Annotated in this window: 8 protein-coding genes; 1 reads left to right on the top strand and 7 read right to left on the bottom strand. The window is 49.4% G+C overall.

Annotation, left to right across the window (positions count from 1 at the left end; genetic code table 11):
* The first annotated feature begins 103 nt into the window (after nucleotides 1-103).
* Nucleotides 104-340: an Lrp/AsnC ligand binding domain-containing protein gene (locus ABD031_RS16465; RefSeq protein WP_343853451.1), complete on the top strand. Its 237-nt coding sequence runs from the start codon at nucleotides 104-106 to the stop codon at nucleotides 338-340.
* 34 nt (nucleotides 341-374) lie between these two features.
* On the opposite strand, the gene ABD031_RS16470 is transcribed toward ABD031_RS16465, so the two are convergent.
* The 7 genes from ABD031_RS16470 to ABD031_RS16500 form a co-directional block, all read right to left on the bottom strand.
* Nucleotides 375-1,892, bottom strand: a complete 1,518-nt coding sequence (locus tag ABD031_RS16470; RefSeq protein WP_343853453.1) for a sulfatase — start codon at nucleotides 1,890-1,892, stop codon at nucleotides 375-377.
* 29 nt (nucleotides 1,893-1,921) lie between these two features.
* Nucleotides 1,922-3,451 (bottom strand): arylsulfatase, encoded by a 1,530-nt coding sequence (locus tag ABD031_RS16475; RefSeq protein ID WP_343853455.1) that lies wholly within the window; start codon nucleotides 3,449-3,451, stop codon nucleotides 1,922-1,924.
* A gap of 116 nt (nucleotides 3,452-3,567) precedes the next feature.
* A complete protein-coding gene (locus ABD031_RS16480) occupies nucleotides 3,568-5,001 on the bottom strand; it encodes a sulfatase (RefSeq protein ID WP_343853457.1) in 1,434 nt (477 codons plus the stop codon).
* Between the two features lie 29 nt (nucleotides 5,002-5,030).
* On the bottom strand, nucleotides 5,031-6,941 hold the full coding sequence (locus ABD031_RS16485; RefSeq protein WP_343853459.1) for an ulvan lysase-like protein: 1,911 nt from the start codon (nucleotides 6,939-6,941) through the stop codon (nucleotides 5,031-5,033).
* 13 nt (nucleotides 6,942-6,954) lie between these two features.
* Nucleotides 6,955-8,724 (bottom strand): sulfatase family protein, encoded by a 1,770-nt coding sequence (locus ABD031_RS16490; protein WP_343853461.1) that lies wholly within the window; start codon nucleotides 8,722-8,724, stop codon nucleotides 6,955-6,957.
* 121 nt (nucleotides 8,725-8,845) lie between these two features.
* Nucleotides 8,846-11,956, bottom strand: a complete 3,111-nt coding sequence (locus tag ABD031_RS16495) for a sulfatase-like hydrolase/transferase (RefSeq protein WP_343853463.1) — start codon at nucleotides 11,954-11,956, stop codon at nucleotides 8,846-8,848.
* Nucleotides 11,957-12,158: 202 nt separating this feature from the next.
* The gene (locus tag ABD031_RS16500; protein WP_343853465.1) at nucleotides 12,159-12,848 is read right to left on the bottom strand and encodes a fasciclin domain-containing protein; all 690 of its coding nucleotides are present in this window, start codon (nucleotides 12,846-12,848) and stop codon (nucleotides 12,159-12,161) included.
* Nucleotides 12,849-12,860 lie beyond the last annotated feature (12 nt).

Consider the following 12,860-nt stretch of genomic DNA (forward strand, 5'->3'; position numbering starts at 1 on the left):
CGAATTTTCGCAATCATCAATCAAGGTCGAGAATATGAGAAAAATTATATCCATCCCCTTGCTTAAACCATAAGAGTAGTTGGGGCAGACGATTGAAGCTTTTATGCTATTGAAAATATTCCATGGCAAACTCAAGGAATTCCTGACCATCGTGCCAAACTACCCGGAAATCAAGGAATGCCATAGAATACTCGGCAGCGACAATGTCCATATGAAACTGGTACTAAAAGATCAGCTTCATCTTCAGCGCTACATAGATTCTATCATGGAGTACGGCCATACGACCACACACTTGATCCTCTCAGATATCACTGCCGGGAAAACCAAACTCAATAAGTAGAGGGAAGGCGCAGAAGGCAACTTGACTTTCAGCGCTATCTATCCGCACCAATCACCTTCACCGGCTTGCCGTCACTGCCGCTGGTCCGGGCTTTCTGCTCCACAAAGTAAGGCTGAAAGGTATAGGATGAGTTGGGATCCCAGGTGGAGTTATGCTCCGGCAGCAACTTTTTGAGCCTCTTGATTTCCTTTGCGTATCGGGGATTGCCAGCGAGGTTGGTAAATTCATTGGGGTCTACTTCGTGGTCATACAATTCCTCCGTGCCATCCTCGTAGCGGATGTATCGGAAGCGATACACCTTGACCGCATGGTTGTTCATCCCATAGGTTGTAAGGGCGTAAGCGTTCTTGTCATGGTTTTTCCCTCGCATGGTCGCCACCAGACTTTTTCCCTCGTTCTTGTCATAGGCGGGCAAGCCACATAGCTCCAAGAGCGTCGGATAGATCGAGAGCATCTCAGCCGGAGAGTCTATCACTTTTCCCTTTGGCAGAGTTGGAGCGACAAACAGCAGCGGCGCTTTGGTCGCAGACTCCCATAGGCCATGCTTGGCAAAAGTCCCTTTCTCCCCCAGTCTATAACCATGGTCTGACCACAGGACAACCACGGTATTGTCGGCATGCCCGCCTTCCTCCAGTGCATCCATTACCCGTCCTATCTCGTAGTCGACAAAACTGACACATGCCAAGTAGGCTTGGATTATTTTCTTCCATTCACCGGATTCAATCGCCCACTCGGTAGAGGGCATCATGGGCAAATCATTGATTTTAAGTCCAACATCCGGAATATCATCGAGATCATTTGACAGGTAAGGAGCTACCTTAATGTCACTCAGAGGGTGTATGTCAAACCATTTTTGAGGTACATAGAGCGGTACATGTGGTCTCAAAAATCCCAAGCCCATAAAGAAGGGCTTGTCATATTCCTTGTGTAATCGTTCGATCACCCAGTCCACCGACTGATGATCCGGCATCAGAGAATCGTACTCGGGAAAAGCTCCCCAATCGGTACTGGTACGTCCATAGTTTTTGCGATCTGAGGTACCGAAACCATCCCAGACGAAGCGCTTATCGGGCAAGGGACCGAATCCTTTTTCCCTACCTCCAGACTCCGCAAAGACGCCCTCGGGGGCATGGTCATGAAACAACTTTCCGATACCCATGGTATGATAGCCCTGCTCTCTGAAATACTCGGGGAGAAAAGTTGTTTCTGAGGTCGTCGGATTTTCAGATCTGATTTTTTCGTCACTGATCATCCCATAGATACCCGTAGTCGAGGGACGCAGTCCCGTCATGATGGAAGCCCGTGAGGGCCGACACAGGGGAGCTTGACTGTGTGCGTTGGAAAAAAGCACGCCTTTGGCCGCCAGTTTGTCAATATTGGGCGTCTTGGTATGGGAGAAATTATTGAGGACCCCTATCCAATTATTCAAATCATCAACGGAGATAAACAGGACATTAGGCTTATCCGAAGGCCCGTCGCTTGTTTGCGCTATTGAATCAGACAGCCGACACATAAAAAGGACAGACAGCAGTACTCGTATTATCTTATTCATCTCATGGTTCGATAGAGTAATTGAAGTCGCTAAGGCTTCTTGATTGCATCCGATTGGGTGCTAGCATGATAATTTGACAATTCATTGACTTTATTGGGTAAGGAATCAGCCAAATTCACAAGCTCGGTGGGATCATCTTTAATATTGTATAATTCCCAAGCCCCGCCGTTGAGTCTGACAATTTTGTAATCACCACTTCTAAACATCCTGAATTTTTCCAGTCCTGACATAAAATAGTCTGGTTCCTTTCGCTCTTCTCCCAAAAAAACAGGCAATAACGAACTTCCATGAAGTGGTAAAGTAGGATAGCCTTTTATAGAGTCTGGATATTGAATATCCAATAAATCCAAAAATGTAGGGGCGATATCTACGACATGTCCTGGCTGATGGGTAATGGTATTGGGCGGTATCTTACCTGACCAATAGGCTATAAAAGGTGTATGGCTTCCCCCTTCATGGCCACATTGCTTGTATTGTCGATAAGGCGTATTTCCTAAGTTCGCCCAGGAGGTACGCAAACTCCAGTAGGAGTCGGCAGGCCCTGGCTGTACATCCGGAATCTTGTTTGTGTAGAAGGGACAGGACCCATTATCATTCAAATACATGATCAATGTGTTTTCCAACTTCCCATTCTCCTCGAGCATTTTCAAAACACGTCCGATATTTTGATCCATGCGGTCAACCATTGCAGCATACACCGCCATTTCAAGATCCAGCGAGTCTTTTTGCCCTTCAGACAAGCTATCCCATGGGTAATAATCTGTATAATCGGAGATGAACGGTCCACGAGCTTTGTTCAAATTATCCTCCGGCGGACTTAATTTTGCAGACTGTGGGAGCACTCCCAATTTTTGCATCCGCTCAAAACGATCCTGCCGAAGCTTATCCCAACCTACACGATATTTCCCTCTATACTTTTCTATGTCTTCAGGTCGGGCCTGTAGCGGAAAATGGGCGGCATGGTAAGGCAGGTAAAGAAAGAATGGGGCATCCTGTTGAAAGGATTCCTTTAACCATTTCAAAGCATAGTCCGTGATGAAATCCGTCTTATACATCGGCGACTTTTCATATTCAATTTCAGTCGCCTTTAATTCCCTTCCTTCAAGAAAAAACGGTTCCTCAAACTCCCCGGAGGGAGGCAAGAAATATTCTGTAGTCGCCCAAAAATAAAATGAATGGTCGAATACGTTCTCTGCCTTACAGTACTCAGGCACCCATGGATCAAAGTGTTCTTTTCCACTCATAATATTCGAGTAGCCTGCGTTTTTGGTCAAATTTGCCAGGTGTACAGCGCCATTTCCCCCAGTATACAGGCCAGTTAGCAGCGATGATCTAGTGGGATTGCACTTGGCCATATTGTAAAAAGTGGTGAACCTCAATCCTCCCTCTGCCAAACGATCGAGGTTTGGGGTTTCGATCTCTCCACCATAAGGGCCAATATCCGAAATACCAATATCGTCCCCCATTATCAAGATGATATTGGGTCTTTCCTCTTTCTTCTCGGCGCAGGAGAAGATCAATAAGGATGAAAGCAAAACGGCTAAGATATTTTCCCTCATAGTATTCCTGTAATATGACAACGTCCCATATAGGACAGGCAGAGTGCCAGAACTTTCAACCTACTTCAGGCTATAAATTCTTGAATTCTGTTTTAAACAAACCCGCCTGCATCCAATCAATAAAACGAGGCTCTATTCCGCGGAAACCGCTTTTCGAGCAGTAAGCGCATGGACTCCTCGTCTTTTTGGTATTTGGCATATCCCGCCAGATTCGCTTCAGCCCTTACCTTTTCCCCTACAGAATAGAGTTCCACTCCTTTGATCTCCTGTGACCTGCTATCTCTCCATTCGGTATAGCGCCACTGCCCATCGGTAACCGTGCAGCCCATAACTTTCTCACCTCGGGGATACAGGCTGTAAGCTGCTTCAGCCCAGCCTTGGCCGGGAGACTCGAGCAATGGCATCAGACTTTTCCCTTCCAGACTGGGCCGCTCGAGGCCGCATGCTTCGACTATAGTTGGGAAAACGTCGATATTTTCCACCAAAGCATCGCTCGTGTTGGTTTTCTTCTGGGACTTTCCGGCACTGATGATCAAAGGCACCCGGACATCCAATTCAAAATTGGAATGCTTGCACCAGGCACCATATTCTCCGATCTTATAACCGTGGTCGCTCATAAACACCACCAGCGTCTCCTCCCGAAGTCCCAAGGTATCGAGTGCATCCATGACCTTGCCCACCTGGGCGTCAATGTAACTCACAGATGCGTAATAGCCGTGGATCAGCGTCCGGGTCAGTTCATCATCCAAGTCACCCTCGGCGGGTATTCCATGGTAGCCACGCAACTCGTTCCAGTTGGTCAAAGCCATCGAAAACATGTGCTCAGGCTTGCTGCGGGAGGGAACCACCAAAGACCCCCTATCGTAGAGGTCCCAATATTTTTTGGGAGCATTGAAAGGCAGGTGAGGTTTGCTCATGCCGACGACCATCAAAAATCTCTCATCCCCCAGCTGGGCGAGGGTCTCTATGGCATCTCTGGCGACCCGTCCATCCTTGTACCCCTCGTCTTCTACGTCGGCACTTTCATAGGCTGGGCCATTACCTCCCTTCCCTTCGGCCTCCAGCCTGGCCATCAGTTTGGCGTTGTCAGGATCCAAGTAGCTGTTGGGTTCTTTTGGAAAATAGACAGTCCAATTTTCCTGGTCGTCATGGCCATGATGGTAGACTTTTCCTATACTGACCGTCGTAAAACCGTTTTTCTTAAAAAACTGAGGCATGGTCAACATGTCTTTGTGAACGCTCCGCAAGGGAGTGAAGATGTCGTAAATCCCGATCGTCTCCGGCCTTAGGCCTGTCAATATACTCATCCGGGAAGGAGCACAAATCGCCTGCTGGGCATAGGCGCTGTTGAATACCATCCCCTCTGCCGCCAGCTTGTCTGTATGCGGTGTTTTGATGAGGGTATTGCCATAACTGCCAAGCTCTGGCCTCAGGTCATCCACCAAAAAAATCAGAACGTTCTTTGCCTGCTGTGCCTTCAGAGGGCCTGTCACAGCCATCAAGAAGAAACAGATCAAGGCTCCTAGTTTTATGTAAATGTTTCGCATCATCACGCGTTATAACTTTCGAGTCAAATAATTCAAATTACGGTGATCGTCAACTCCACAGCTCCTGTGACGAAGTCTGCTTTGATCGGCAGGGCTTCCATTCCGGGCACCATATTGAACGTCCGGTTTTTGGCTGTCTCGATAATCGTCAGCGGCACATTGGCTACTATCCTCACCTTACCTCCAGGCTTGGTGATGATGATCACATGCTCCTCCGGCTGCTCGACGGGCTCGTCATTTTTGGAAATGATAGGTAGCGTAAATGAGGTTTTCTCCTGCAAAGTTTGATCAGTCTCTGCCTTGATCCGCATGCCCGACTCGGAACACAGATAACTGATCCTAAAGTCAGAAGCGGAGCCTTGCACAATTTCCCTTGCCTCATTTTTCAACTTCACATCCCCCGAGATACTGATCTCACCATCTTGGTCATCAGTCGAAAAGCTGGCAGGCAGGTCAAATAGGTTGGTAAACCATTGGCCCCCGCGGAATGTCTCCAGGCGCGGAGTCAAGGCGATGTCCTTGCCGGGCGCATCCTGTTGGTTTAGGGGCTCCATCAGTTTGTACACTGCCAGGCTGGCTGCGCAGAGCAATCCCACCTGATCGTGATACAAGACGCTCAAGGAATTGCCGGTGGCCTGACGAAGGTCCATCTTGGGATTGTACTCAGCATCATAGGCCGACACCGTTCCTCTCCAGTCTCCCCTAGCAAACAACACAGTATCCAATTCCTCAAAGTACCTGAGCCCATCGGACTCGGCACGGGGAAGGGGATTTGATACGTCGACCTTGGGCATCTGATCCCAATGATCCAAGATCACCGCCAGTGATTTGGTATGGGTAAAAGTATGGTGGATGCAGGGCTTGACCCCATGAGACACATAGTGGGGACCACCGTGAAGCAGTCCGTCAGCCGTGCATCGCTTGAGCAGTTCCGTGTTTTTGACGGCGGCGGTGCCAAAGGCAGGATTATAGCCCGCCATCAGGCTGAATGCGGGTTGGCATCCATCAGACGTGCGGCTCCCCCAGTAGGTCCACTTAAACATCCTTGTGCCCCAGCTATTGTCAAAGCCTCCGTCCGGCAGCATAAACTCCAGATGGCCTTCCAGGGACTTTTGCAAAATCCCGAGCAGTTCCTCATCCTTTTCGTGCAAGGCGTACATGACCAGGCTATTCAACGACTCCTCCACATTATAGCCCAAATCCACGCCTAAAAGCCCCTTTTCGCTCAATTTATGTGCAGAGGGCTTCATCTCTCCATACAAGAGGGCATTGGGCTGGGTGAAATAGCTCTTCACCTCGGAGGCGAGTTTTTTGCTGAGGGCGGTATACTTTGGCTCGCTCAGCAGACTACCAATCAGGTTCATCGCGTAGACGTTGGTCGCGCCGTAGTTCACGTTAGTCGCATCGATCGTAGGGAATTTCATGTAGATGAATTCCGCTGCTTCACTCAATCGATCCGTCCAAGTCTGCCGACGCGTAGCATCCAGCAGATCCCCGTGATATTTCAGCGTCTCGGCCAGTGCTATCGCTCCAAATACGGTTGTCCCATTCCAGGACTTGGGATCGAGGTCATTTGTCCAACTTCCATCGGGATGGGAGACATTTTGGCTCCACTCAAACACGGCGATGCCGGCATCCAGGTATTTTTTCTCCCCTGTAGCCTTGGCTAGGTAGAAAAAGGGATAAACAGCATCAGAAACCCGTCCATGGATAGTTTCGCAGGCCGGACAGTCCAGCAGGCCGTGCACTTTGGGATTGGAAGGGTCAATGATCTGAACCTTGATCATCCCGTCACACCATTCCTTCAAAAGCCCAAAGACCAGCTCCCGGTATTCTTCCGAATGATTGGCGATGCCGCTTCCTTTGGCAAAAAGTTGCGCTAAGGGCAAGGAAAGACCTATACCGGTCAAGGCGGTCCTATGGATAAATTTTCTTCTGTTCATCTTGGTCTGGTTCCTAGTTTAAGCCTTGTTTGATAATCTGACTTGGGTTGTAGCCTATCCTATGGGCTTTTGCCCAGACAGTCTCTCCATCGGCCAGGTCTATGGGTTTTTGATAGATCTCCCAATCAGGTGATTGCTCGCCATTGGCACGGACAATCTTGTATCCCAGGGATGCGCCTGCTGTGGCAGATGTGATTTCAGCTCTGCCGCTGCTGACGACCACTTCGGGATCAGCGGTCGTCGGCTTGCGATCCTCGCCCGCCCAAAGTCGATGGATCAGGTCTCGCTCGGGAAAATTGGGAATGTCGCCGATATCAGTCAGCCAGCGATCCATCTCCCTGCTCAGTTCCCTGAGCTTATCCTGGTACTTGGGGTCTTCGGCCAGATTGTTTAGCTCAAAAGGATCCACTTCACAATCATACAGCTCCTCCTTGGGTTTGGATTCCCGAAACCACTGCGCCTGATCGTCATTCAATCCCCCCTCCTGCTTCAGGCGCAACAATTCCTGCATCGTCGGAATTTGCTCCCGATAGGATATGGGCAGATAGTAGCCTTGATTGGGTCGGTAATTTCTGATGTACTTAAATCGGCTATCGCGAACAGCCCGGATAGCATCAGTGATCTCGTCAAAGCGATCCGCCGCGCCATGGATGTATTGCCGTTCGTCCTCGGCCTGATAGTCTCCGAGAAAAGCCTGCCCCTGCATGTACTCAAGGGGTTTTTCACCAATCAAGGAAAGAAGTGTCGGCGCAAAATCCACGAAGCTCAATAGCTGCTCATCCGTCTCGCCCGCCCTCCAAGAATTGGGAAATCGGATAATCATGGGGGTATTTAACCCGGAGTCATAGATCAGGCGCTTCTCTCGGGGAAGCGGTCCACCATGGTCTCCATAGAAGACGATAATTGTATTTTCCAGCAGTCCGTCTTCTTCCAATTGGGCGAGGATTGCTCCCAGTTGTTGGTCCATTTCGGAGATATTATTGTAGAGCTTCCACATATCCCGCTGTACTACAGGGGTATTGGGAAGGTAGGGCGGCACGGCAAATTCCTGGTCTTTGGGGACATGCACAGGTGTTTCCTCTTCCGTCATATTGCCCGGCGCCCACTTATAGGTGGTATCACCCGCATGGTAATGCCTCATCTCTATATGTCGGAACCCATAAGGCTCAAAAAGTCCCGACTCGTGTGTCGTGGTAAAGTTGAATATTGAGAAAAAGGGCTGGTCTTCCGCCCTATTTCTCCAGTGCGCATAGGGGCTACTCTCGTCCCAAGCGGTCACGGGAGCTTTAAACTGATAGTCTTCTTTGTAATTATTACTTGTGTAATATCCTTTCTCTCGAAGCAGCTCACTGACCATCCTCACCTCGGGCCCAGGAACAGCTTCATATTTTGGAAGTCCAGTCACTTCGGTATAAGAATCAGTTCGCATATGATTGGCCCCGATGCTGGAAGGATACATTCCCGTAGCGATAGCCGCTCTGCTCGGCGCACACACTCCCGAGGTGGAATAGAGATTGGTGTAGATGACCCCCTCTCTTGCCAGGCGGTTCAAATTTGGCGTAACGGCGCTGGAATCTCCAAAAGCGGGGATATAGGCTCCCATATCTTCGGTCACTAGCCACAGGATATTGGGGCGTTTTGGGAGCTGAGCGGAACTATCCTTAGCCGATCCGCTGCCCGATTGCTGAGTATTGCAAGCCCATGAAACCATAGCCAAAAGGACCAGGATACAGGGCAGTGTTAAAGCACGGCTTTTGAATGTCTTTTTGGAAAATATCTTCACAGGGCTAATTGGATTTGAGGTTATTGAAACGCTGAATTTTCCTGGCAGCAGTCAGGAGGTTAAATCGACTCGGGGACTTTCACCCCCTTTCAAACCACACCAAGCTTGCCTTTTTGGCAAATCAGAAAGAGTTGACTTTTAGCAAGATGCTGTGTTTGCCAGGCTCAAGCCTGATGGTACCGAAAGCTGTGGCGACTTTTTGGCCGTTGTGGATCAGGTCCTTTCCTTCCAGTCCACTCAGGGATAGCTCGGCTACCATGTTGGCGGGTATTTCAATCTCATAGGTCTGCAACCTTGCATTGTTGAAGACATAGTTGGCTTTGATGGGTCCCAATACAGTCGGAACTTCGACAGCGCTTGACTTGAGTGTGCTCAGTTGGGGTTGGATCCGGGCGATACCAAAGCCGGGAGTTTTAGGCTGTATTCCCCACAAAGCTCGAGGGATGATGTTGGCCGGAACGGCTCCCCACGGATGATCCCAGTCGAGGCTATTCACAGCCTCGCCCTCCATGGATGATTCCTGACGAATCATATGAGACCAACTCCGATCACCGGTGCCCACCAAGAGGGAAAGGGCATAATCCTGATCAGCGGCGCGATAGAGCCCCTCCATCAGATACTGGGAGCCATACACGCTGCAGGCCATCCCCCGCGATTTGATAAATTCCACAACAGAGTCCTTGTACTCCTCAGGCACCAACCCGAAAGCCAAGGGCATCATGTTGGCGTGAAGGGATGCATGGTCGGTATCGATGCCGTCCACGTACACGCCCCTTTTAGGATCAAACATTTGCTCATTGAGCGACTTCTTCACCTGTGCAGCTCGGTAGTCAAATTCCAGCGCTTCTTGGGCTTTGCCCATGATCTTGGCAAACTCAGCCATGATCCTCATATTTTCATAAAAGAATGCATTGACCACGGTATTGTATGGCTTGAAGACAAATCCGTCCAGATTCCCAATAGCCTCCTGTCCTTCACCCTTTGCCGCAGGCATGTCTACGATATCCGTGAGCCCCTTTTCAAAACCATCATTAAATCCCAGCTTCCGCATGTAGTCATGATCCATCTTGGTAGAAGTGATCAATCCATCCCCCTTTGCCGAGGCATAGAGTGTCTTATACTTCAGTGCATCATAGTATTTCTCAATCAATTCGGTATTCCCGGTGTACATGTAGTCCGCATAAAACATCAATGCCACATGCAGCTGCCATTCCGTAGTCCCAGTGGGATGCTCCATGAAGTACTCTATCGCCGTTCTGGCCGCTGCATAATCGGCACTGACGCTGTATTGGCTAAGCTGATTCAGGTAGGCTTTTGATTCAAAAGAGGTTTGACTCCCACTAGCCGAGCTGGATTCGAGGGAAGATTTGGACAATCCCCATACTTCATTGAGGATAGCATCTGAGCTTTCAAATGCACTCGCTTCCTCAAGATCCCGTGACTTCACCCCATTTGCATTCCTGACATTGGCCGTGGCGATCATGCCATTTGCATTTTTTCCCACCGTGAATTTCTGCGGCTTGGAATAGTCCACGACTCGATTTTCATCGTCCCAGATCCTCACTTTCCAGTAGTAGTTCTTTCCCACTTCCAATGCCTTGCCCTGGTATTCCACGTTGGTAGATTTCGCGGTCCGTACTTGGGCACTGTTCCATACATCACCCAGATTGGAATTTATCTGCTCCTCGCTGGAGCTTACCAGAATCTGGTAAGCAGATTGGGACTTGGCATACTCCGGTACCCTCCAGCCAAATTCCGGCTTGGTATCGACGATTTCCACCGCAGCCTGTGGATCAGCAATGAGTTCCACGGTCAGGTGCGAAGGTGCCGCTCTATACTTATTGCTGTATTTGGTGATCAGCTCATCCGTCTTGGCTCGAAGCTTATCAGCAACGGCCTTGTATTGAGAATCATGGACCAGATTGTTTATCTCCTGAGGGTCATCCTTCAGATGATACAGCTCCTCCACAGTCTGGTCGTTGACATAGCGGAAATATTTCCACTCCTCGGTACGGACACCTTCGCTGGGCGGTATCTCATCAAACTCCCAGATATGTTCGATCAACACGGTATCTCTGCCGACTTTCTGATCCTTGCCTGTAACTATGGGCAGGAGGCTTTTTCCATGCCAGCTTGCGGGAGCCTCGACACCAGCCAGATCTGCGATGGTGGCCGGGACATCCACGTTCAGCACCATGTCTTTCACATCCTGATGCTTGCCTACACGCGGATCATAGATGATCAATGGAACGCGCACCGAATTGTCATACATCAGCCATTTACCCGCCAATTGACGCTCTCCGAGGAAGTATCCGTTGTCGCCCATCAGGATGATCACGGTGTTTTTATCAAGTCCCTTTTCGGCCAGCTTTTGACGAATCTTGGCGATCTCCAGGTCAATACCCGAAATCATGCGATAGTAGCCTTTGAGGCTGTGTTGGTATTTTTCCTCAGTATCGTATCGCCAGGTCCATCTCAAACGGTTGAATCCATCCCTCACAAACTGTGGCTGGGAGAGAAAGTACTTGTCCTCGCTGAGTGCTGCCGGAGGAATGGTGGTATTCTGAAGCAATTGATCGGTGCTGGTTTGCCAAAAGTACTGCTCCGGAGCCCCGTCGTGGGCATGGGGAGCGCTGAAACTCAGGGACAAACTAAAGGGCTGATTGGAGGGCGCCTTGTCGATGAAATCGAGGGCTTGTTGTCCGGTGTATCGGGTCAGGTGAACCGTATCTCCATCAATGGTCTTGTAGTAATACCCTCTTCTGTCTGGATATTGATTGTTGCGATCATAGGAATCATACTCGTCAAACTGCTTTTCCAGATGATCATACGTTACACCGTATTTTCCAAAAAAGGCAGTGTAGTACCCGTTGTTTTTCAAGACAGTCGGATAGGAATCCTCCATGTACTCGTCCCGGATATTGCCGGTTTGGAAATTGAAATTATGGGATCGCTCATAGAGCCCGGTGAATAAGCTGGCCCGGCTGGCTGCGCAGATCGGGGTGGTCACAATCGCCGTCTCGAAATAGACTCCCGTCTCTGCGAGCCTATCCATCTCGGGAGTCTGGACAAACTTATTGTCGGCGTAGCCTATGGCGTCAAACCGCTGGTCATCCGTCAGGATGAAGATAATATTGGGCCGGTCCGGGGAGGTATTGGATTTCTGTGCGAAGCCATTGTTCGCATGGACTTGCAGGCCAAAAAGGCAAATGAGTGCTATAAACTTGTTCATTAAATTGGGCGAATTCTTAATTGATGTCCTGACGTGATAAATGACTTAGTGGGAATTACAGGGAACTCCAAATTATACCCCAGAACCCACCTGTCTGTCCTGTGCTTGTGGCACCTAGGGATCAGGGCAAGTTTCCCCGAGGACAGGATCAAAAGAAAGGTAAGCGCTGCCGCCTACCTTTCCTCTTGCTGTAAATGGATGCTTAAAAGGGCTGATACCTCACATAGCTGTTAAGCTGATGCCCGATACCATTGGTGAAAATGAAGTTGTGCAGATTCACCGCCGTACCTCTGGAAGTACTGGGCATATTGCTTGGCGTAGATGGAGAGCCAATCCTCGCGATGGTCGTGTTTATCCGGATAGACTGATCAAACAAGCGCTTATTGATCTCTATCACGCCTGTATCACCGGGAACCAAGGTCTGGTAGTACAGGAAGAAATCATTCTTCGGAATCGCAGGCTGAGACAGGTACTCATCGATGATATGGTACTTCAGCACATGCTCGAGTCTTTCGGCACTGATGGAATCCACGGGGTAGTTCCTGTTTCCAGTCATGTTGTGGATCAACTGATTATTTCCATTCCAAGCGCTATTTCTCAACAAGAGAAAGGTCTTGGTGGTATCCTGACCCAGATAGAGCTCTTCCAGCCCAGTTTTCTCGATGGCTTCCAACAGGTATTTGAATTCCGGTAAGCCACCTGCGTCATTGTAGGAGGGATCGTTGTTGATCATCTCCATCCACTCGAGGGTAGTCATTCCCAGCGGCCGATTTCCAAATGGCTGGGGAACATATTCCCATTCTTTCTGCAGCTCCAGATCGCAACTGAAAGTTGCAATGGCGACAATTGCTGCAATCAATAGCTTACTTGCCTTTCTAATATATAAGTTCATGTCCTTTTAGTT

The organism is Algoriphagus jejuensis, from assembly GCF_039523455.1.
In the GTDB taxonomy this organism is placed as follows: domain Bacteria; phylum Bacteroidota; class Bacteroidia; order Cytophagales; family Cyclobacteriaceae; genus Algoriphagus; species Algoriphagus jejuensis.